The sequence below is a fragment of the Pseudomonas sp. UYEF17 genome, from assembly GCF_040546125.1.
Classification (GTDB): domain Bacteria; phylum Pseudomonadota; class Gammaproteobacteria; order Pseudomonadales; family Pseudomonadaceae; genus Aquipseudomonas; species Aquipseudomonas putida_Z.
This window is the reverse complement of the sequence record NZ_JBEPNE010000003.1, coordinates 131,913-152,319: the sequence shown is the minus strand read 5'-3', so window position 1 is coordinate 152,319 and position 20,407 is coordinate 131,913. Positions and strand designations below refer to the sequence as shown.

Annotated in this window: 19 protein-coding genes; 13 read left to right on the top strand and 6 right to left on the bottom strand. The window is 61.9% G+C overall.

Annotation, left to right across the window (positions count from 1 at the left end; genetic code table 11):
- The first annotated feature begins 399 nt into the window (after nucleotides 1-399).
- The 10 genes from rpoE to pdxJ all read left to right on the top strand — a co-directional run bounded on the left by rpoE (nucleotide 400) and on the right by pdxJ (nucleotide 10,380).
- Nucleotides 400-981: an RNA polymerase sigma factor RpoE/AlgU gene (rpoE, locus tag ABIB24_RS06030; RefSeq protein ID WP_003252049.1), complete on the top strand. Its 582-nt coding sequence runs from the start codon at nucleotides 400-402 to the stop codon at nucleotides 979-981.
- Nucleotides 982-1,012: 31 nt separating this feature from the next.
- Nucleotides 1,013-1,603, top strand: a complete 591-nt coding sequence (locus ABIB24_RS06025; protein ID WP_075046173.1) for a sigma-E factor negative regulatory protein — start codon at nucleotides 1,013-1,015, stop codon at nucleotides 1,601-1,603.
- A 12-nt stretch (nucleotides 1,604-1,615) separates the two neighbouring features.
- Nucleotides 1,616-2,578, top strand: coding sequence for a MucB/RseB C-terminal domain-containing protein (locus ABIB24_RS06020; protein WP_085692281.1), 963 nt, complete (start codon nucleotides 1,616-1,618; stop codon nucleotides 2,576-2,578).
- A gap of 222 nt (nucleotides 2,579-2,800) precedes the next feature.
- A complete protein-coding gene (locus ABIB24_RS06015) occupies nucleotides 2,801-4,201 on the top strand; it encodes a DegQ family serine endoprotease (RefSeq protein ID WP_371257967.1) in 1,401 nt (466 codons plus the stop codon).
- 181 nt (nucleotides 4,202-4,382) lie between these two features.
- Nucleotides 4,383-6,182, top strand: a complete 1,800-nt coding sequence (gene lepA / locus ABIB24_RS06010; protein WP_025340425.1) for a translation elongation factor 4 — start codon at nucleotides 4,383-4,385, stop codon at nucleotides 6,180-6,182.
- Between the two features lie 5 nt (nucleotides 6,183-6,187).
- Nucleotides 6,188-7,042, top strand: coding sequence for a signal peptidase I (gene lepB / locus ABIB24_RS06005; protein ID WP_003258486.1), 855 nt, complete (start codon nucleotides 6,188-6,190; stop codon nucleotides 7,040-7,042).
- A gap of 161 nt (nucleotides 7,043-7,203) precedes the next feature.
- The gene (rnc, locus tag ABIB24_RS06000) at nucleotides 7,204-7,893 is read left to right on the top strand and encodes a ribonuclease III (RefSeq protein WP_003258487.1); all 690 of its coding nucleotides are present in this window, start codon (nucleotides 7,204-7,206) and stop codon (nucleotides 7,891-7,893) included.
- The gene (era, locus tag ABIB24_RS05995; protein ID WP_015271595.1) at nucleotides 7,886-8,788 is read left to right on the top strand and encodes a GTPase Era; all 903 of its coding nucleotides are present in this window, start codon (nucleotides 7,886-7,888) and stop codon (nucleotides 8,786-8,788) included. Before rnc ends, era begins: the two co-directional genes overlap by 8 nt.
- A gap of 124 nt (nucleotides 8,789-8,912) precedes the next feature.
- Nucleotides 8,913-9,596, top strand: a complete 684-nt coding sequence (gene recO / locus ABIB24_RS05990; protein ID WP_015271594.1) for a DNA repair protein RecO — start codon at nucleotides 8,913-8,915, stop codon at nucleotides 9,594-9,596.
- A 61-nt stretch (nucleotides 9,597-9,657) separates the two neighbouring features.
- A complete protein-coding gene (pdxJ, locus tag ABIB24_RS05985) occupies nucleotides 9,658-10,380 on the top strand; it encodes a pyridoxine 5'-phosphate synthase (RefSeq protein WP_153670549.1) in 723 nt (240 codons plus the stop codon).
- A 127-nt stretch (nucleotides 10,381-10,507) separates the two neighbouring features.
- Here pdxJ and ABIB24_RS05980 read toward each other — a convergent pair whose 3' ends face one another.
- Nucleotides 10,508-11,890, bottom strand: coding sequence for a heavy metal sensor histidine kinase (locus ABIB24_RS05980; protein ID WP_354316221.1), 1,383 nt, complete (start codon nucleotides 11,888-11,890; stop codon nucleotides 10,508-10,510).
- Complete coding sequence (locus ABIB24_RS05975; RefSeq protein ID WP_137162299.1) at nucleotides 11,887-12,561, bottom strand: heavy metal response regulator transcription factor; 675 nt, start codon at nucleotides 12,559-12,561, stop codon at nucleotides 11,887-11,889. Before ABIB24_RS05975 ends, ABIB24_RS05980 begins: the two co-directional genes overlap by 4 nt.
- A 343-nt stretch (nucleotides 12,562-12,904) precedes the next feature.
- On the opposite strand from ABIB24_RS05975, the gene ABIB24_RS05970 reads away from it, so the two are divergent.
- Nucleotides 12,905-13,108, top strand: coding sequence for a hypothetical protein (locus ABIB24_RS05970; RefSeq protein ID WP_025340422.1), 204 nt, complete (start codon nucleotides 12,905-12,907; stop codon nucleotides 13,106-13,108).
- 68 nt (nucleotides 13,109-13,176) lie between these two features.
- Here ABIB24_RS05970 and cmoB read toward each other — a convergent pair whose 3' ends face one another.
- Nucleotides 13,177-14,133: a tRNA 5-methoxyuridine(34)/uridine 5-oxyacetic acid(34) synthase CmoB gene (gene cmoB / locus ABIB24_RS05965; RefSeq protein WP_025340421.1), complete on the bottom strand. Its 957-nt coding sequence runs from the start codon at nucleotides 14,131-14,133 to the stop codon at nucleotides 13,177-13,179.
- The gene (gene cmoA, locus ABIB24_RS05960) at nucleotides 14,130-14,873 is read right to left on the bottom strand and encodes a carboxy-S-adenosyl-L-methionine synthase CmoA (protein ID WP_025340420.1); all 744 of its coding nucleotides are present in this window, start codon (nucleotides 14,871-14,873) and stop codon (nucleotides 14,130-14,132) included. Before cmoA ends, cmoB begins: the two co-directional genes overlap by 4 nt.
- A 238-nt stretch (nucleotides 14,874-15,111) precedes the next feature.
- Here cmoA and ABIB24_RS05955 point away from each other — a divergent pair, with 238 nt between their 5' ends.
- Nucleotides 15,112-16,263, top strand: a complete 1,152-nt coding sequence (locus ABIB24_RS05955) for an alpha-xenorhabdolysin family binary toxin subunit A (protein ID WP_137162297.1) — start codon at nucleotides 15,112-15,114, stop codon at nucleotides 16,261-16,263.
- A gap of 13 nt (nucleotides 16,264-16,276) precedes the next feature.
- On the top strand, nucleotides 16,277-17,200 hold the full coding sequence (locus ABIB24_RS05950; protein ID WP_137162296.1) for an alpha-xenorhabdolysin family binary toxin subunit B: 924 nt from the start codon (nucleotides 16,277-16,279) through the stop codon (nucleotides 17,198-17,200).
- Between the two features lie 7 nt (nucleotides 17,201-17,207).
- Here ABIB24_RS05950 and ABIB24_RS05945 read toward each other — a convergent pair whose 3' ends face one another.
- Both ABIB24_RS05945 and lon read right to left on the bottom strand, forming a co-directional pair.
- A complete protein-coding gene (locus tag ABIB24_RS05945; RefSeq protein ID WP_137162295.1) occupies nucleotides 17,208-17,600 on the bottom strand; it encodes a protease inhibitor I42 family protein in 393 nt (130 codons plus the stop codon).
- A 170-nt stretch (nucleotides 17,601-17,770) separates the two neighbouring features.
- Entirely contained in the window at nucleotides 17,771-20,191 is a 2,421-nt protein-coding gene (gene lon / locus ABIB24_RS05940) for an endopeptidase La (protein ID WP_075046168.1), read from the bottom strand.
- Between the last annotated feature and the right edge of the window lie 216 nt (nucleotides 20,192-20,407).

Here is a 20,407-nt window from a genome sequence, read left to right as displayed (position 1 = left end):
ACAATAGTCACGCGCCGATGGCATTGTGAAACTATCGTTAAAGCTGGCCGGGTTGCCTTTATAGCAGCCCCGGGTGGCCAATTTCCATGCCACTTGCCTGGTCGCGACAACCTTTGTGGGAACTTTCCGACATGGCCGGAAATCCTATGAAGGCTGCCCACGCGCCACAACTTGCCGCGGCGACGCAGGGCGGCAGGCCTGTCCGGGCTGTCCCTGCGTACTCGAAACCTGATTATCGACGTAGCCGGCCGTGACCGTGCCGCGTCTTCCGTGCAACCCGACCAAGGGCTGCAGGAAACTTGCTTGGAGGGGAGAACTTTTGCGCAAAGCCCGAGTCTATGGTTGCAAGCCTGAACGATGGCTGATGCAACGCTCCTTCGAGTTCACTGAGGAGTGTTCATGCTAACCCAGGAAGAGGATCAGCAGCTTGTCGAGCGCGTTCAGCGCGGTGACAGGCGAGCTTTCGATCTGTTGGTGCTGAAGTATCAGCACAAGATTCTCGGGTTGATCGTGCGGTTCGTTCACGATACCCACGAGGCCCAGGATGTAGCACAGGAAGCCTTCATCAAGGCCTACCGTGCGCTTGGCAACTTCCGCGGAGACAGTGCGTTCTATACGTGGCTGTACCGCATCGCCATCAACACGGCGAAGAACTACCTGGTGTCCCGTGGAAGACGGCCGCCAGACAGTGATGTGAGCTCCGAGGATGCGGAGTTTTACGACGGCGATCATGGTCTCAAGGATCTCGAGTCCCCAGAACGCTCGTTGTTGCGGGATGAAATCGAAGGCACTGTCCATCGCACCATCCAGCAACTGCCTGAAGACCTGCGCACGGCACTTACCCTGCGCGAGTTCGACGGGCTGAGTTACGAAGACATTGCCAGTGTCATGCAATGTCCGGTGGGTACCGTGCGCTCTCGAATCTTCCGCGCTCGGGAGGCCATAGACAAAGCCCTGCAACCTTTGCTGCAGGAAACCTGAGACAGCGGCGACAGCCAAGAGAGGAACCGCCATGAGTCGTGAAGCTTTGCAGGAATCGCTGTCCGCGGTGATGGATAACGAAGCGGACGAGCTTGAACTGCGTCGTGTGTTGAACGCCGTAGACGATGCTGAAACCCGTGCCACCTGGTCGCGTTACCAGGTTGCCCGCGCAGCCATGCACAAGGAGCTGCTGCTGCCCAATCTGGATATCGCCTCGGCGGTGTCTGCAGCGCTGGCTGACGAAGCCGTGCCGGCCAAGGCCAAGAAAGGGCCATGGCGCAGCATTGGCCGCCTGGCGGTAGCTGCCTCGGTCACCGTAGCGGTGCTGGCCGGTGTGCGCATGTACAACCAGGACGAGATCACTGGTGCCGAGCTTGCTGCCCAGCAACCTGCCCAGCAAGGCCTGACTGTGCCACAAGCACAAGGCCCGGCCGTTTTGGCAGGCTATAGTGAGAGCAGTGAGCAACCGACCGGGCCGATGGCCAACGGCGTGCTGCAGAACCAGGCCGGCTGGGACCAGCGTCTGCCAGGCTACCTGCGCCAGCATGCCCAGGAATCTGCGCTCAAGGGCACTGAAACCGCATTGCCGTATGCCCGCGCCGCCAGCCTGGAAAACCGTTAAGTAAGGAGGATCATGCGCGCGCTACCTCTCCTGTCGCTGCTGATTGGCAGCTGCATGACGGTGCCAGCATTGGCGGCCAATTCCTCGCCCGAGGCGAGCGAGTGGCTGAGCAAGCTGGCACAGGCCGAGCAAAAGCAGAGCTACCAAGGCTCTTTTGTCTACGAACGCAATGGCAGCTTCTCTTCCCACGAGATCTGGCACAGGGTCGACGACGGCAAGGTCAGCGAGCGGCTGTTGCAGCTCGATGGCGCCGCCCAGGAGATCGTGCGCGTGGATGGCAAGGTAGAGTGCGTCAGCGGGGCCTTGGCCAGTGGTGTGACGACGCCCCCGGACACCGCGCAGCGTGTGCTTGATCCGCTGAAACTGATGGGCTGGTATGACTTGAGCGTGGCGGGCAAGTCACGGGTCGCCGGGCGCGATGCCGTGATCGTGACGCTCACCCCGCGCGACCAGCACCGTTATGCCTTCGAATTGCACCTGGACCGTGCTACCGGCCTGCCGCTGCGCTCGTTGATGGTCAACGACAAGGGGCAGTTGCTGGAGCGCTTCCAGATGACCCGTCTCGATACCGAAGCACCTAGCGACGACGACCTGCGCGCCAGCGCTGCGTGCAAGCCGGTGCAGCATGTGGCCGCTGCCGCCAATGACACGGTCGCCGGCTGGCGTTCGGACTGGCTGCCGCCTGGCTTCGAACTGGTCAACAGCTCGGTACGCCGCGACCCCAAGAATGACAGCACGGTCAGCAGCCTGATGTACGACGATGGCCTGGCGCGCTTCTCGGTGTTCCTCGAGCTGGTAAAGGATGAGGGCGGGACCGACATGCGCACCCAGCTTGGCCCGACTTCGGCGGTTTCGCGTCGGCTGAACACGCCCAAGGGCAAGGTAATGGTCACTGTGGTCGGCGAGATTCCGCTGGGTACCGCAGAGCGTGTGGCGCTGTCGATGCGCCCCCAGGATGGCCAGGCGCGCCAGTGATGGCGCGCATTTGCGGGCCAGGCGTGCGGGCCATGCCAAAGCGTGCGGACATGCCTCTGAAATGAAATTAAAGCATTGTCATTTGCAATCCATCGGCAAATTTTCTATAGGTCAGGCTTCTTGGAGCCTGGCCTTTCCTGCTTTGTGCAGGGGCCTTTCTAAACTACCGCTCGTTGTGACGGGAGCCGTATGTCAATACCACGCTTGAAATCCTACCTATCGATGTTCGCCGCCGTGCTGATGCTCGGCCAGGTGCTCAGCGCCCAGGCCGAGGAAGCCCTGCCGGACTTCACTACCCTGGTCGAGCAGGCCTCGCCAGCCGTGGTCAACATCAGTACCAAGCAGAAGCTGCCGGACCGCCGCATGGCCGCCGGGCAGATGCCCGACCTGGAAGGCCTGCCGCCGATGTTCCGCGAGTTCTTCGAGCGCAACATGCCGCAGCAGCCGCGCTCGCCGCGTGGCGACCGCCAGCGCGAGGCCCAGTCGCTGGGTTCGGGCTTCATCATTTCCAGCGATGGCTACGTGCTGACCAACAACCACGTGGTAGCCGATGCCGACGAAATCATCGTCCGCCTGTCGGACCGCAGCGAGCTGCAGGCCAAGCTGGTCGGCACCGATCCGCGCACCGACGTGGCCCTGCTCAAGGTCGAGGGCAAGAACCTGCCGACCGTCAAGCTGGGTGATTCCGAGAAGCTCAAGGTGGGCGAGTGGGTACTGGCCATCGGTTCGCCGTTCGGCTTCGACCATTCGGTGACCAAAGGTATCGTCAGCGCCAAGGGTCGCACCCTGCCCAACGACACCTACGTACCGTTCATCCAGACGGACGTTGCCATCAACCCGGGCAACTCCGGCGGCCCGCTGTTCAACATGAACGGCGAAGTGGTGGGTATCAACTCGCAGATCTTCACCCGTTCCGGCGGTTTCATGGGCCTGTCGTTCGCCATCCCGATCGATGTGGCGATCGATGTCTCCAACCAGCTGAAGAAAGACGGCAAGGTCAGCCGCGGCTGGCTGGGCGTGGTGATCCAGGAGGTCAACAAGGACCTGGCTGAGTCGTTCGGCCTGGACAAACCGGCCGGTGCCCTGGTGGCCCAGGTGCTGGAAAACGGCCCGGCAGCCAAGGGCGGCCTGCAAGTGGGTGACGTGATCCTGAGCATGAACGGCCAGCCGATCGTCATGTCGGCCGACCTGCCGCACCTGGTCGGCAGCCTCAAGGACGGCGAAAAGGCCAAGCTGGAGATCATCCGCAACGGCAAGCGCCAGAACCTCGACATCAGCGTTGGCGCTTTGCCGGACGACGATGCCGACATCGGTACCGGCGCCGAAGGCAGCGCCGAGCGCAGCAGCAACCGCCTGGGCGTCTCGGTGGCCGACCTGACCGCCGAGCAGAAGAAAGCCCTGGAGCTCAAGGGTGGCGTGGTCATCAAGGAAGTCCAGGATGGCCCGGCCGCGATGATCGGCCTGCGCCCGGGTGACGTGATCAGCCACCTGAACAACCAGGCCATCGGTTCGGCCAAGGAATTCACCGAAATCGCCAAGGAACTGCCGAAGAACCGTTCGGTGTCGATGCGCGTGCTGCGTCAGGGTCGTGCCAGCTTCATTACCTTCAAGCTGGCTGAATAAGCGGCTTGGCAAGGAGAAAAGGGCAGCTTCGGCTGCCCTTTTTCATGAAAGTTCACAATTGCAGGGGCGAATGCTGTGTACAGCCCGATAGAGGAATCTCCCATATCCCGGCAGCTTAAGGTACAATTCCCGGCTATTTTTCGGCGGGCGTCCGGCTCGCAGCCTTTTCGAGTGTTGACCCGTGAGTGATTTGAGTCATATCCGCAATTTCTCCATCATCGCCCACATCGACCATGGCAAGTCGACGCTGGCCGACCGTTTCATCCAGATGTGCGGTGGCCTGTCGGCACGCGAGATGGAAGCCCAGGTGCTCGATTCCATGGACCTGGAGCGTGAGCGCGGTATCACCATCAAGGCCCACAGCGTCACGCTCAACTACAAGGCGCAGGACGGCAAGGTCTACCAGCTGAACTTCATCGATACCCCCGGCCACGTCGACTTCACCTACGAAGTCTCGCGTTCGCTGGCGGCCTGTGAAGGCGCGCTGCTGGTGGTGGATGCCGGCCAGGGCGTCGAGGCCCAGTCCGTAGCCAACTGCTACACCGCCATCGAGCAGGGCCTTGAGGTCATGCCGGTACTGAACAAGATGGACCTGCCCCAGGCCGATCCGGATCGCGTCAAGGACGAGATCGAGAAGATCATCGGCATCGACGCCACCGACGCCGTGGCCTGCAGTGCCAAGAGCGGCATGGGCGTGGACGAGGTGCTCGAGCGCCTGGTGCAGACCATCCCCGCGCCGGAAGGCGATATCGAGGCGCCGCTGCAGGCACTGATCATCGACTCCTGGTTCGACAACTACCTGGGCGTGGTCTCGCTGGTGCGCGTGCGCCACGGCCGCGTCAAGAAAGGCGACAAGATCCTGGTCAAGTCCACCGGCAAGGTGCACCTGGTCGACAGCGTGGGCGTGTTCACCCCGAAACACACCCAGACCGCCGACCTGAAGGCCGGCGAAGTGGGCTTCATCATTGCCAGCATCAAGGACATCCACGGTGCCCCGGTCGGTGACACCCTGACCCTGTCCTCGACCCCTGAGGTCGAAGTGCTGCCAGGCTTCAAGAAGATCCAGCCGCAGGTCTACGCCGGCCTGTTCCCGGTCAGCTCCGACGACTTCGAGGACTTCCGCGATGCGCTGCAGAAGCTGACCCTGAACGACTCGTCGCTGCAGTACATGCCGGAAAGCTCCGACGCCCTGGGCTTCGGCTTCCGTTGCGGCTTCCTCGGCATGCTGCACATGGAGATCATCCAGGAGCGCCTGGAGCGCGAATACGACCTGGACCTGATCACCACGGCGCCAAGCGTGATCTACGAGCTGGAACTGAAAACCGGCGAGACCATCACCGTCGACAACCCGTCGAAGCTGCCAGACGTCTCGGCGGTCGCCGACTTCCGCGAGCCGATCGTCACTGCCACCATCCTGGTACCGCAGGAACACCTGGGCAACGTCATCACCCTGTGCATCGAGAAGCGTGGCGTGCAGCGCGACATGCAGTTCCTCGGCAGCCAGGTGCAGGTGCGCTACGACCTGCCGATGAACGAAGTGGTGCTGGACTTCTTCGACCGCCTCAAGTCCACCAGCCGCGGCTATGCTTCGCTGGACTATCATTTCGATCGCTACCAGTCGGCCAACCTGGTCAAGCTGGATGTACTGATCAACGGCGACAAGGTCGATGCCCTGGCATTGATCGTGCACCGCGACAACGCGGCCTACAAAGGCCGTGCGTTGACCGAGAAGATGAAGGAGCTGATCCCTCGGCAGATGTTCGACGTGGCGATCCAGGCAGCTATCGGCGGCCAGATCATCGCGCGGACAACCGTCAAGGCGCTCAGAAAGAACGTACTGGCCAAGTGCTACGGTGGTGACGTCAGCCGTAAGAAGAAGCTGCTGGAGAAGCAGAAGGCCGGTAAGAAACGCATGAAACAGGTGGGTAACGTGGAGATTCCACAGGAAGCCTTCCTCGCCGTGCTCAGGTTGGATAGCTAGGTCCTATGTCGCTAAATTTCCCGCTGTTGCTAGTCATCGCCGTCTTCGTCTGCGGCCTGCTGGGCTTGATCGACCTGCTGTTCCTGGCCCCGCGCCGGCGTGCGGCAATCGCCAACTATCAGGGCAGCGTCAGCCAGCCCGAGATGGCGGTGGTCGAGCGCCTGGGCAAGGAGCCGTTGCTGGTCGAGTATGGCAAGTCGTTCTTCCCGGTGCTGTTCATCGTGCTGGTGCTGCGTTCGTTCCTGGTCGAGCCGTTCCAGATCCCTTCGGGGTCGATGAAGCCGACCCTGGAAGTGGGCGACTTCATCCTGGTGAACAAGTTCTCGTACGGCATTCGCCTGCCGGTGATCGACAAGAAGGTCATCGAGGTGGGTGACCCGCAACGCGGTGATGTGATGGTGTTCCGCTACCCGAGCGACCCGAACGTCAACTACATCAAGCGTGTGGTAGGCCTGCCGGGTGACCAGGTGCGCTACACCAGCGACAAGCGGTTGTTCGTCAACGGCCAGCCGATTGCCGAACAACTGGTGGGCACCGAGCCGGGCACCCTGGGCAGCGCCGAGCTGTACAAGGAAAAGCTCGGCGAGGCCGAACACCTGATCCGCAAGGAAATGAGCCGTTACCGCATGCCGCCGGACCAGCAATGGACCGTGCCGGCAGGCCATTACTTCATGATGGGCGACAACCGCGACAACTCCAACGACAGCCGTTACTGGGATGACCCGAACATCCCGAAGGAACTGCACGGCATGGTTCCGGACCGGAACATCGTCGGCAAGGCCTTCGCGGTGTGGATGAGCTGGCCAGAGCCCAAGCTCAGCCACCTGCCCAACCTGTCGCGGGTCGGTCTGATCCATTGATACCCATCGGCGCTGGCCAGCAGGCAGCGCCGAATGCATTTCTGACATAGGCTGTGTTCTCAGGGATCGGGAGATTCGCCGCACATCGCGGCGGGCCACAGCCAAACAGTCTTTCAGGATGTTGATTTGAACAACGCGTTGAACAACGAACGGGTGGCTGCATGAGTGCTCCCCTTGCCCGTCTGGAGCGAAAGCTCGGTTATACCTTCAAGAACCAGGACCAGATGCTCCTGGCACTGACCCATCGCAGTTACGCCGGGCGCAACAATGAGCGCCTGGAGTTTCTCGGTGACGCCATTCTCAACTTCGTCGCCGGCGAAGCGCTGTTCGAGCGCTTCCCGCAGGCCCGCGAAGGCCAGCTGTCGCGCCTGCGCGCGCGCCTGGTCAAGGGTGAGACCCTGGCCCGCCTGGCCCGTGGTTTCGACCTGGGCGATCACCTGCGCCTGGGTTCGGGTGAGCTCAAGAGCGGTGGCTTCCGCCGCGAGTCGATCCTGGCCGACGCCCTGGAGGCGCTGATTGGCGCCATCTACCTGGACGCCGACATGGAAACGGCCCGGGAGCGCGTGCTGGCCTGGCTGGCCGATGAGTTCGAAGGCCTGACCCTGGTCGATACCAACAAGGACCCGAAAACCCGCCTGCAGGAGTTCCTGCAGTCGCGCAGCTGCGAGCTGCCGCGTTACGAAGTGGTGGACATCCAGGGCGAACCGCACTGCCGGACCTTCTTCGTCGAATGCGAAGTGGTGCTGCTGAACAACAAGAGCCGTGGCCAGGGCGTTAGCCGGCGTATTGCCGAGCAAGTCGCTGCCGCGTCTGCACTGATCGCCCTGGGCGTGGAGAATGGCAATGACTGATAGCAACCCGACCCGCTGCGGCTACGTAGCCATTGTCGGCCGCCCGAACGTGGGCAAGTCGACCTTGCTCAACCACATCCTCGGCCAGAAGCTGGCGATCACCTCGCGCAAGCCGCAGACCACCCGCCACAACATGCTCGGCATCAAGACCGAGGGTGACGTGCAGGCGATCTACGTCGATACCCCCGGTATGCACAAGGCCAACGACAAGGCCTTGAACCGCTACATGAACCGCAACGCTTCGGCGGCCCTGAAGGACGTCGACGTGGTGATCTTCGTGGTCGACCGCACCAAATGGACCGACGAGGACCAACTGGTGCTGGAGCGCGTGCAGTACGTGACGGGCCCACTGATCATCGCGGTCAACAAGACCGACCGCATGGAAGAGAAGGCCGAACTGATCCCGCACCTGCAATGGCTGCAGGAGCAGTTGCCGAACGCCGAAGTGATGCCTATTTCCGCGCAACAGGGGCACAACCTGCAGGCGCTGGAAGCACAGATCGCCAAGCACCTGCCCGAGAACGAGCACTTCTTCCCCGAAGACCAGATCACCGACCGCAGCAGCCGCTTCCTGGCCGCCGAACTGGTGCGCGAGAAGATCATGCGCCAGCTGGGTGCGGAATTGCCGTACCAGATCACCGTGGAAATTGAAGAATTCAAGCAGCAGGGTCATGTGCTGCACATCCATGCGCTGATCCTGGTCGAGCGCGACGGCCAGAAAAAGATCATCATTGGCGACAAGGGCGAGCGCATCAAGCGCATCGGCTCCGAGGCGCGCAAGGACATGGAGGTGCTGTTCGACTCCAAGGTCATGCTCAACCTGTGGGTCAAGGTGAAAGGCGGCTGGTCCGATGACGAGCGCGCCCTGCGCTCGCTGGGCTACGGCGACCTGTAAATTCGCCTGACGGCTCAGGTTACTCTGTGGGAGCGGGTTTACCCGCGAATGCGTCAGTGGGTTCACCATCGCATTCGCGGGTAAACCCGCTCCCACAGTTGTCTGGGGCTTTTAGAGAGCGTTTATGGAACAACCTGTCGGCCAGCCAGCCTATGTGCTGCACAGCCGTGCCTACAAGGAAACCAGCGCGCTGGTGGACTTCTTCACCCCGCAGGGCCGCATGCGCGCCGTGCTGCGCCGTGCGCGTGGCAAGGGTGGCAGCCTGGTGCGGCCGTTCGTGCCGCTGGAGCTGGAACTGCGTGGGCGTGGCGAGCTGAAGAATGTCGGGCGCATGGACAGTGCCGGCATCGCCGCGTGGCTGCATGGCGATGCCCTGTTCAGCGGTTTGTACCTCAACGAACTGCTCATGCGCCTGCTGCCCGCCGAAGCGCCTTTCCCGGCGCTGTTCGAGCACTACACCCTGACCTTGCAGGCCTTGGCCGCCGGTCGCCCGCTGGAGCCGCTGCTGCGCTCCTTCGAATGGCGGCTGCTGGACGAGCTCGGTTACGCGTTTTCGTTGCACCACGACGTCAATGACCAGGCGATCGCGGTCGATGGCCTGTACCGCTTGCGTGTGGACGCCGGCCTGGAGCGGGTCGAGCTGGTGCAACCCGGGCTGTTCCGCGGCACCGAACTGCTGGCCCTGGCCGAAGCCGACTGGGATGCCCCAGGTGCCTTGCTCGCCGCCAAGCGCCTGATGCGCCAGGCACTGGCGGTTCATCTGGGGGCAAAACCGCTGGTCAGCCGGGAACTGTTTCGCAAGCGCTGATCACGACGTATGCTGTGGGGCTCAATCTTCAGGAGAGCCTTTCGTGACTCACAGCAACCGCATGCTTCTCGGCGTAAACATCGACCACGTGGCGACCCTGCGCCAGGCCCGGGGCACGCGTTACCCTGATCCGGTCAAGGCTGCCCTGGATGCCGAGGAAGCAGGCGCCGATGGCATCACCGTGCACCTGCGTGAAGACCGCCGGCACATCCAGGAGCGTGACGTGGTGCTGCTCAAGGACGTGCTGCAGACGCGCATGAACTTTGAGATGGGCGTCACCGAAGAGATGATGGCCTTTGCCGAGAAGATCCGCCCGGCGCACATCTGCCTGGTACCCGAAACCCGTCAGGAGTTGACCACCGAAGGCGGCCTTGACGTGGCGGGCCAGGAAGCACGGATCAAGGCTGCGGTTGAGCGCCTGTCGCGTACCGGTGCCGAAGTGTCGCTGTTCATCGATGCCGACGAGCGGCAGATCGAGGCTTCGCGTCGTGTTGGCGCGCCTGCCATCGAACTGCACACCGGGCGTTACGCCGATGCCGAAACCCCGACCGAAGTGGCCGAGGAACTCAAGCGTATCGTCGATGGCGTGGCGTTTGGCGTGGGGCAGGGGCTGATCGTCAATGCCGGTCACGGGTTGCATTACCACAACGTCGAGGCGGTGGCGGCAATCAAAGGCATCAATGAGCTGAACATCGGTCATGCGTTGGTGGCGCATGCCCTGTTCGTCGGCTTCAAGGCTGCAGTGGCCGAGATGAAGGCGCTGATCGTGGCGGCTTCGCGCTGATCGTTGGTCGCCTGTACCGGCCTCTTCGCGGGCTTGCCCGCTCCCACAGGGATTGCACAAGCTTCAAGGCCTGTGGGGCACCTGTGGGAGCGGGCAAGCCCGCGAAGAGGCCGGTGCAGGCAGCCGATCACTCGGCAGGAAACACCAAGGTAAACCGGGTAGGCCCCAAGGGGCTGCTGCTGACCTCGACCCGCCCACCATGCAACTGCATGATCGATTTCACGATCGCCAGCCCCAACCCGGTCCCTCCCTCCAGCCGCGAGCGCCCCGAGCCCACCCGATAAAACCGCTCGAACAAGCGCGACTGGTGTTCTTCAGCAATACCAGGCCCCTGGTTTTCCACCGAAAGCCGAACTTCGCTGCCCACGCGCTCGATACGTAGTTCCACAGGCCTGTCATCGGGGCAGTGCCGAATGGCATTGCTCAACAGGTTCGACAGTGCCCGCTGAAACATCAGCCGATCACCCTGCGCCGTCCCCCAGCCTTGCACACGCAACTCAACCCCTTTCAGCTCGGCACTGAACGCAAACAGCTCGACAACCCGCGCCGTCTCGTCGGCCAATGACATGGGCTTGAGCGCGACCTGGGCCTGGGGTTGGCTGACCTGGGCGAGAAACAGCATGTCATTGATGATGCGGTTGAGCCGGGTCAGTTCTTCGATGCTGTCTTCCAGCACTTCCCGGTAATTCGCGTTGTCCCGTTCGCGGGCCAGCGTCACTTGCGCCTTGCCCATCAGGTTGCTCAACGGTGTGCGCAGTTCATGGGCCAGATCATCGGAGAACTGCGACAGCTGGCTGACGCCCTGATCGAGGCGGTCGAGCATCACGTTGATGCTACTGGCCAGCTCTGCCAGTTCCAGCGGCAGGCCGGTAGCGGGAAGACGATGTTGCAGGTCCTGGGCCGACACCCGCCCGGCAATGCGCCGGAAGTGCCGCAGTGGCTTCAGGCCGCGCTGCATCAGCCACCAGGCACCGGCCCCGATCAGCAGCAGCAGCAACGGCAGCGCGAGCAAGGTGGAGTGCAGGTAGGCCTGCAGCAGGGCGTTGTCGTCGGCGCGGTTGAGCGACATCATCACCTTGACCGGGGTGTCGTCGCGCAGGCGCATCAGCCGGGTCACGGTGAGTATCTGGTTGCCATTGCTGTCGCGCCACGCATGAAAGGCCAGACGGGCATCGGTGCGCAGATCGCCTACCTGCGATTCCAGCGCTGGCCCCAGGCTGAGCAGGTGCGGGTGGCGGCCTTCGAGGGCCAGCACGCTGAGGCTGAGGTTGTCGTGTCCCATCACCAAGTCGAGCAAGGGATGGGCGCGGCTGCCCAGGTCTTCGCTACGCAGGTCGACCCGAAGGTTGTGCTCGACCTGCAGCATCTTGCGCGCCAGGTCCTTGCGTGCGCGGCTGTCCAGTTCGTGATCGAGGGCGAACACGGCCAGGCAGGCCAGCAGCAGCACCAGTGCGGCGCCCATCAGCGTCACGCTCAGGCCCAGGCGCAGTGACAGGCTGGCGTTTTTCAAAAGCGTGCCTCGAGCACGTAGCCGACGCCGCGCAGGGTATGGATCAGCTTGTTGTCGAACGGGTCGTCGATCTTTGCCCGCAGGCGCCGTATCGAAACCTCGACCACATTGGTGTCGCAGTCGAAGTTCATGTCCCACACCAGCGAGATGATTTGGGTGCGTGACAGCACCTCGCCGGTCTGGCGCATCAGCAGGTGCAGCAGGGCGAATTCCTTGGCGGTCAGGTCTATACGCTGGCCGGCGCGGTAGGCGCGGTGGCGGCCAGGGTCCAGCTCCAGATCGGCGACGCGCAGGGTGCTGGGCTGCAGTTGCTGGTCGTTGCGGCGCAGCAGGCTGCGGATACGGGCCAGCAGTTCCGGGAACTCGAAAGGTTTGAGCAGGTAATCGTCGGCCCCCAGGTCCAGGCCCTTGACCCGGTCGGCCAAGCGGCCGTGGGCGGTAAGCATCATGATGCGCGTGGCCGATTCGGCGCGCAGCCGCTGCAGCACGGTCCAGCCATCGAGTTCGGGCAGGTTGACGTCGAGGATGACCAGGTCGTAGGGCTGCTGGAGGGCCAGGTGCAGGCCATCTGTGCCGGTGTGGGCGCAGTCGACCACGTAGCCGGTCTCGCGCAGGCCCTGTTGCAGGTAGTCGGCGGTACGCAGTTCGTCCTCGATGATCAGTAGACGCATGGGTGGGCTCGGTGTGATGAAAGGGGGCGATTCTCGACCCTGTAGTGGCGTCAGGGTCAAGGAGCGGGATGTTACGGCATGAGTAAGGACGCGCGGCGCAGATAACGGATTTGTAATCCTGGTGTTATCTGGCTGTCTGCTAGGGCCCTTTCGCGGGTAAACCCGCTCCCACAGGATTTTCACAGACGCTGAAATCCGTGCAGTTCCTGTGGGTTTACCCGCGAAGAGGCCAGCACAGACAACACAGGGCCACATTGCAAGACTGTAATCCCCGCCTCACCTTGCCGTTAGCTAGCCCTCGCTAGGATGGCCCTGTCTGATCGGTTATCACGAGGCAACCACGATGAACCTGACCAAATACCTGCTGTTGGCCACCCTTGCCCTGGGCAGCGCCAGTGTTTACGCCGAGGGCGGTGCAGAACGTTCCAAACAATTCTGGCAAGCGTTCCGCGAAGACCAGCAGCGCCTGCACGGCGACAAGCAACAGGCCGTTGCCGAGCGTGAGCGCAAGGCACAGGAGAAGGCCCGCGAGTTGGCCAAGGATTGAGTGACAGCACCTACGCCGTGACAGCTCCTCGGCGCAGGTGTATTCAGGCGCCCATCCGGGCGCCTTTTTTATTTGCGCGCCAGCAGGGTGGCGCGGCGTGGGGCCGGCAGGCCTTCGATGGTCTTGCTGTGGTCGTTCGGGTCGAGGAAGTCGCCCAGTGACTGGTAGCGCATCCACTCGGTGCTGCGCTGTTCCTCGACGCTGGTCACGCTTACGTCGACGCAACGCACGTCGCTGAAACCGGCACGGCGCAACCAGCGCTCCAGGGCCGGTACCGACGGCAGGTACCAGACGTTGCGCATCTGTGCATAGCGGTCCTCAGGTACCAGCACCTGGTTTTCGTCACCCTCGATCACCAGGGTTTCCAGCACCAGTTCACCGCCTTTGACCAGGCAGTCCTTGAGCGCCAGCAGGTGCTCGATGGGCGAGCGGCGATGGTAGAACACCCCCATGGAAAACACCGTGTCGAAACCTTCGAGGTTGGCCGGCAGGTCTTCCAGGGCGAATGGCAGGTGCCAGGCGGGCAGCTCTGGCAGGTATTGCTGAACGGCCTGGAACTGGCAGAAGAACAGCCAGTTGGGATCGACGCCAATCACCATGTCGGCGCCGGCACCGAGCATGCGCCACTGGTAGTAGCCGTTGCCGCAGCCCACGTCGAGCACGCGCTTGCCCTTGAGGTCCAGGTGCGGGCCGACCCGGGACCATTTCCAGTCCGAACGCCATTCGGTGTCCACATGCACGCCGAACAGGTCGAATGGCCCTTTGCGCCAAGGGGACAGGCCCATCAGTGCCTGGCGCATCTGCGCGCGGGTGGCGTCGTCGCAATCGCAGTCCAGGCGCAGCCCGTTGACCAGGTCGATTTCGCTCGGTTGCAGGGCGGGCAAGGCTTCCAGAGCACCTCGCCAGCGGTCGAGGTCACCGTGACCCTTCTCCAGCTTGGCTTCCAGTTGCGCTTGCAGGCCTTGCGACCAGGAAGCCAGGGGCGTGCCCGCCAGGCGGCGGACGAGGGGGGACAGATCGATCATGGCAGGGCAATCAAAGAGGCGAAGTTAAGGCATTGGAACCAGGGCACCACTTTCGAGAAACCGGCTGCGCGCAGGCGCGCCTGGTGGGCTTCGAGGGTGTCGGGCCTCATCACGTTCTCGATGGCACTGCGCTTCTGGGCAATTTCCAGTTCGCTGTAGCCATTGGCACGTTTGAAGTCCAGGTGCAGTTCATTGAGCAGGTCCTGCTGTTCATCATCGGCGAAGCGCAGTTTTTCCGAGAGGATCAGCGCACCACCGGGCAACAGCGCCTGGCGGATGCGGCCGAGCAGCTCCAGGCGCTGGTCGGGGGCGATGAACTGCAGGGTGAAGTTCATCGCCACCACCGAGGCGGGCTCGAAGGGCAGGGCCAGGATGTCGGCTTCCAGCACCTGCACCGGCAGCAGTTCCTGGAACATCGAGTCCTGGGCGGTGAGGTACTGGCGGCAACGCTCGACCATCGCCGCGGAGTTGTCCACGGCGATTACCCGGCAGCCGTCACTGCGCACATGGCGGCGCAGCGATTGGGTAACGGCACCCAACGACGCACCCAGGTCGTACAGCGCGGTATGCGGCTGGGCGAAGCGCGCGGCCAGCACGCCGAGGTTCTCGACGATGGTCGGGTAGCCCGGTACCGAGCGCTTGATCATGTCCGGGAACACACGCACCACATCCTCGTTGAAGACGAAGTCGGGCACTTGCTCCAGGGGCTGGGCGAAAAGGCGGTCGGGTTGTTTGCTCACGGGGAGGGCTCGGGCCGGAAAAACGGGGCGATATTCTAACCAAACCGGGCCAAGGTTGCCTATTTATCGGACCGAAATGACAAATGGGCGTCACAGGGGGCGTTTCCCTTGCGCACGTGTCTGGCAGAAACTGCAGATGTTTCCGTGACGGTATCGATAATTGCCTGACTCTATTAATGCCTTGTGAATACTAAGGTGCACCGGCGAGTCGCGCCAGAGGATTAATAGGAGGTTTTATATGGGAAGTGATGTCGTTGAGCCCAAAGCGTTGCCATTCGATAAGCTTACCGAAGACCAGCGTGTTGAGTTTATACCCAGTCAAATTTTCGAACTGAAGAAGAATGAGCCCGCATTCATTTTTAGTCGGGATAACTTACGAACAATCAAGCGCTATGAAAACGCCGTGCGCCAACTGCCGAAGGATTACGAGGTCAAGGTGAATGAAACGTTCGCTGCGCTTGGTCTCGACATCAATGATGTCAATGTTTTTTTCAATAACTTACGCAGTCACGTCAACTCTTGGGATCGCGTTGAGGATGCATGCAAGACCATGGGCGCAGACCTGCAGGTCTTTGCTGAGGACTTGATTGATGAAGCGAATAACCTGATAAGCAAGATCAAGTGCATGGACGCTTGGGAATCGGCAGCCATTGTGCGTGATGATACGGACAGTGTTGGGCTTTCTGCAGTGGATACGCACATCTTCAGGGAAAGTGTCGACATCCACCTGAGTGCGATTACCGAAGACATCGAGGCGAAGCTCGATGGTATCCGGCATGTCAAAGCGCTGATTGACCGTTTCGGCGATGACATTATCGAGAACCTCCAGCCCATGGCGAAATCCTTGCTGAACCGCATTGGCGGCGAGAATATCCCGGAAGCACTGGCGAAGCTGGAGCCCGAGCTCGACGAGTTGGATGCCGAGATTCTGAAAAAATTGGATGAATATAATGCGCTTGTCGGCACTGCTTTTTACGGGCTGGTTTTTGGGCCGTTAGGGCTGATAGTGACCGGCGGTATTTACGGGGCTCAGGCCGAGAAGGTGCGAGCTGATAAGAACGAGCTGATCAGAGATAGAGAGAAGCTGGCAGCCCGTCGAAGTGGGCTGCTAGGCGGTGCATCCGAGTTCGAAGTTATCAGAACTCATGTTTCCGACATGCAGTTTCGCCTGGTCGACGTCGGCACGGCCATCAAGAACCTGGAAGATGTCTGGGTTTTGATGGAGGCGTATGCCAAGAACTCCAAGAAGCGCGCGGCGGGCGTTTCTACCCAGTTGGCACTCAAACGTTTTGTCGACCGCTTCCAGCGAGTTATTTCCCCCTGGGAAAACATTCTTGGTATTTCGAACAATATATCCAGGCTGTTCAATGAAGCGCTGCAGGACTATTGAGGAGAAACTTTTTATGGAAGCCAAGGTTGATAATTTACCTGACATCAAGGTAATACTCACCAGCGAAGCGCGAATGGCCGAGCTTTACTATGCCAACATGAATGGCATGCTCCCGTCTTTGCGTGAGCGGTTGCTGGACCTGACCAAGTTGCTCAAGGCTGGCAACGACTGCATGCGGGAAAACGTACTTTCCAGTCTGGTGGCATTGAACCTGGAGCTGGACAGCAGTACAGCAGTTTTGGATGACGAGGACCTGCTACGTCTTCGCCAGAGCTTGCAGGCGGACATGGAGAATATAGCCAAGGCTGTCGAACGGGTATCTGCTTACCGTACACCCGATGTGAAGGGGCTCAGGCGAGATCAGGACGAAGTTGTCGCCAAGCTCGGCGCCTCTGCGACGCAGCTTGAGCAGACCGTGGCAGCTCAGCAGAAACGTGTCGCCGAAGTCGATGGCCTGCTCGATACCTTGGACCATCCCTCTGTTCGCGATGCGCTGCGCAATGTCATACCGCAAGAGCAGGATATTGATAGCTTGTTCGCGACGTTCAAAGACCCTTCGGTAACGCCGGAGCTTGTCAAAGGGGCTTTGGTAAAGCTCAATTCGCATCTGGACTTGCTTGAGCAGGGGCGAAAGTTTGCTGATGTTGTCGCCGCTCGTGAGCGGCTCTCCAGCAACTTGAACCAGCAAAAGCAGGGGCTGCGTACCGTTCAGAGGCAACTGGAGGAGGCGCAGGAGAAAAGCGGCCAGTTCGATCAGGTCGAACAACTGCTCGGGGAGCGTGAACCTTGGCTGGAGCAGATGAGCAAGTTCGTCCGTCATTGGCAAATGCTTTCAAACCTGATGGATGCCTCCGCCCAGCTGGCCGAGTTGCAGGCAGCGCTGGAAAAAGCCCGCGAGTACATGGTTGCCTTGCGCCGCCGCTTCGAAGCGGCCTGAAGCGTGATCACCTCACCCTGATGGCACAATCAAATGTTTGCACGGGTGGTGTGTCCGCTGCCCACGGTTGCTGATACACCAGCACCAGCTGAGCATCACCGGCGCTGCTGGCCTGGTAGCGCCAAGTGGATATCCCAGCGCTGCCAACCACTTCTTCTGCTTCCGGAGCGCTATACACCTCTGGGCCCAGGTTGCGCAGTACGTTGGCGGCCGGGTTTTCGACACGCCAGCGGTAGCCGGTGGACGGGTTGCTGGGCAAGGTTAGGGTCAGTGCCTGGCCTACCTGCAGACGGATGGGACATTCGCTTTCGGCGTCCAGTTCGACGGTCTGTGGGGGGTGTTGGGCACAGGCAGAAAGCAGGGCGAAGCTCAGGGGAACGAGCAGACGAGGGGCGGTCATGTTGGCTCCGGAGGCTGACGATGGCCTGAGGATAACCGATGATCGAGGAGATTTGTGTTGCCTGTGCCGGCCCTTTCGCGGGTAAACCCGCTCCCACAGAGATCTCACTGGGCTCAAGCCCCGCGCTATCCCTGTGGGAGCGGGTTTACCCGCGAAGAGGCCGGTGCTGGCTAGAACAGCACTTTGGCTACATCGGCGAAGCGCTTGGCGAAATGCACGGTCAGGCCTTCGCGCAGGTAGTCCGGCAGCTCCTCATAGTCCCCACGGTTAGGCTCCGGCAAGATCAGCTCGAAGATCTTCTGCCGCCGCGCCGCAATCACCTTCTCGCGCACACCGCCAATCGGTAGTACCTGCCCGGTCAGGGTCAGCTCGCCGGTCATGGCCACGCCCTTCTTCGGCGCCTGGTCTCGGGCCAGCGACAGCAGGGCGCTGGCCATGGTGATGCCGGCACTCGGGCCGTCCTTGGGCGTGGCGCCTTCGGGCACGTGCAGGTGAATGAACGCTTCGTTGAAGAAGCCAGGATCACCACCAAACTGCTTGAGGTTGGAGCTGACGTAGCTGTAGGCAATTTCGGCCGACTCTTTCATCACATCACCCAGCTTGCCGGTCAGCTTGAAGCCGCGGTTGAGGGTGTGGATGCGGGTGGCTTCGATCGGCAGCGTGGCGCCGCCCATGCTGGTCCAGGCCAGGCCGGTGATCACGCCTTTGCCAGCCAGCACCTGCTCGCTGCGGAACACCGGCATGCCAAGCGCGGCTTCCAGGTCCTTGGTGCCGATCTTCAGTTTGGCCTCGGGGGTTTCCAGCAGCTTGACCACGGCCTTGCGCACCAGCTTGCCCAGTTGTTTCTCCAGCTGGCGTACCCCGGCTTCGCGGGCATAGCCTTCGATCACCGCGCGCAGGGCGCTGTCGCTGATGCCGAGGCTGGTCTTGGCCACACCGGCCTTTTCCAGCTGCTTGGGCCACAGGTGGCGCTTGGCGATGGCCAGTTTCTCTTCGGTGATGTAGCCGGACAGGCGGATCACTTCCATGCGGTCGAGCAATGGCCCGGGGATCGAATCCAGGGTGTTGGCGGTGCACACGAACAGCACCTTGGACAGGTCCAGGCGCAGGTCCAGGTAGTGGTCGAGGAAGTCGACGTTCTGCTCCGGGTCGAGGGTTTCCAGCAGCGCTGAAGCCGGGTCGCCCTGGTAGCTCTGGCCCATCTTGTCGATCTCGTCGAGCATGATCACAGGGTTCATCACCTCGACGTCCTTCAGGGCCTGCACCAGCTTGCCGGGCTGGGCGCCGATATAGGTGCGGCGGTGGCCCTTGATCTCGGCCTCGTCACGCATGCCGCCGACACTGAAGCGGTAGAACGGCCGGCCGAGCGATTCGGCGATGGATTTACCGATGCTGGTCTTGCCTACCCCGGGCGGGCCCACCAGCAGCACGATCGAGCCACTGATCTCGCCTTTCCAGGCGCCCACGGCAAGGAACTCGAGAATGCGCTCCTTGATGTCGTCGAGGCCGGCGTGGTGCTGGTCGAGGACCTTGCGTGCGTGCTTGAGGTCGAGCTTGTCCTTGCCGTACACGCCCCAGGGCAGGGCTGTGGCCCAGTCCAGGTAGTTGCGGGTGACGGCGTATTCGGGCGAGCCGGTTTCGAGGATGGCCAGCTTGCCCATCTCTTCGTCGATGCGCTTGCGTGCCTGGTCCGGCAGGGTCTTGCCTTCGAGGCGCTGCTCGAACTGCTCTAGGTCGGCGCTGCGGTCGTCCTTGGTCAGGCCCAGCTCCTGCTGGATGACCTTGAGCTGTTCCTTGAGGAAGAACTCGCGCTGGTGCTCGCCGATCTGCCGATTGACCTCGGCCGAGATCTCGTTCTGCAGGCGCGCCACCTCGACTTCCTTGCGCAGCATCGGCAGGACCTTTTCCATGCGCTTTAGCATGGGTACGCAGTCGAGCACTTCCTGCAACTGGTTGCCGGTGGCCGAGGTGAGGGCGGCGGCGAAGTCGGTGAGCGGCGACGGGTCGTTGGGGCTGAAGCGGTTGAGGTAGTTCTTCAGCTCTTCGCTGTACAGCGGGTTGAGCGGCAGCAGCTCCTTGATCGCATTGATCAGCGCCATGCCGTAGGCCTTGACCTCGTCGGTCGGCTCGGCTGGCTGACGCGGGTATTCCACCTCGACGAGGTACGGCGGGCGGTGGTGCTTGAGCCAGGTACGGATGCGTACCCGGGTCAGGCCCTGGGCGACGAACTGCAGCTTGCCGTTTTCGCGGCTGGCGTGGTGCACCTTCACCAGCGTGCCGTACTGCGGCAGCGCCGAGGTGTCGAAGTGGCGGTGGTCTTCTGGCGGGGTATCCATGAAGAACAGGGCCAGGCTGTGGTCTGGCGACTTGGCCACCAGGTCGAGGGTTTCTGCCCAAGGGTCTTCATTGACGATGACCGGCAGCACCTGGGCCGGGAAGAACGGGCGGTTGTGGATCGGGATCACATAGACCTTGTCCGGCAGCTGCTGGCCGGGCAGGGCAAGGGCGTGGCCGGTTTCGGCCTGGGGAGTGGTGTGTTCGACTTCGCTGTGTTCGTCGGGATGTTCCGGGAAATCCTGCTGGTCGCTCATGGGGCACCTGCGTGAATGACTATGGTGCTTAGATGGGGCGGGGGGGGATGGGTTTCAATGGTAGATGATGGCAGGAGGGAAGGGGATCTTTGGTGGCCTGTTCCGGCCCTATCGCCGGCAAGCCAGCTCCCACAGGTGACCCACTGCTTTCAAGGCTAGTGGAGTACCTGTGGGAGCTGGCTTGCCGGCGATGAGGCCAGTACAGCGAGTGAGCCC

Coding starts and splice junctions, on each gene's coding strand:
- rpoE (WP_003252049.1), top strand. CDS start 400: ATGCTAACCCAGGAAGAGGATCAGCAGCTTGTCGAGCGCGTTCAGCGC.
- ABIB24_RS06025 (WP_075046173.1), top strand. CDS start 1,013: ATGAGTCGTGAAGCTTTGCAGGAATCGCTGTCCGCGGTGATGGATAAC.
- ABIB24_RS06020 (WP_085692281.1), top strand. CDS start 1,616: ATGCGCGCGCTACCTCTCCTGTCGCTGCTGATTGGCAGCTGCATGACG.
- ABIB24_RS06015 (WP_371257967.1), top strand. CDS start 2,801: ATGTTCGCCGCCGTGCTGATGCTCGGCCAGGTGCTCAGCGCCCAGGCC.
- lepB (WP_003258486.1), top strand. CDS start 6,188: ATGTCGCTAAATTTCCCGCTGTTGCTAGTCATCGCCGTCTTCGTCTGC.
- rnc (WP_003258487.1), top strand. CDS start 7,204: ATGAGTGCTCCCCTTGCCCGTCTGGAGCGAAAGCTCGGTTATACCTTC.
- era (WP_015271595.1), top strand. CDS start 7,886: ATGACTGATAGCAACCCGACCCGCTGCGGCTACGTAGCCATTGTCGGC.
- recO (WP_015271594.1), top strand. CDS start 8,913: ATGGAACAACCTGTCGGCCAGCCAGCCTATGTGCTGCACAGCCGTGCC.
- pdxJ (WP_153670549.1), top strand. CDS start 9,658: ATGCTTCTCGGCGTAAACATCGACCACGTGGCGACCCTGCGCCAGGCC.
- ABIB24_RS05975 (WP_137162299.1), bottom strand. CDS start 12,561: ATGCGTCTACTGATCATCGAGGACGAACTGCGTACCGCCGACTACCTG.
- ABIB24_RS05970 (WP_025340422.1), top strand. CDS start 12,905: ATGAACCTGACCAAATACCTGCTGTTGGCCACCCTTGCCCTGGGCAGC.
- cmoB (WP_025340421.1), bottom strand. CDS start 14,133: ATGATCGATCTGTCCCCCCTCGTCCGCCGCCTGGCGGGCACGCCCCTG.
- ABIB24_RS05955 (WP_137162297.1), top strand. CDS start 15,112: ATGGGAAGTGATGTCGTTGAGCCCAAAGCGTTGCCATTCGATAAGCTT.
- ABIB24_RS05950 (WP_137162296.1), top strand. CDS start 16,277: ATGGAAGCCAAGGTTGATAATTTACCTGACATCAAGGTAATACTCACC.
- ABIB24_RS05945 (WP_137162295.1), bottom strand. CDS start 17,600: ATGACCGCCCCTCGTCTGCTCGTTCCCCTGAGCTTCGCCCTGCTTTCT.
- lon (WP_075046168.1), bottom strand. CDS start 20,191: ATGAGCGACCAGCAGGATTTCCCGGAACATCCCGACGAACACAGCGAA.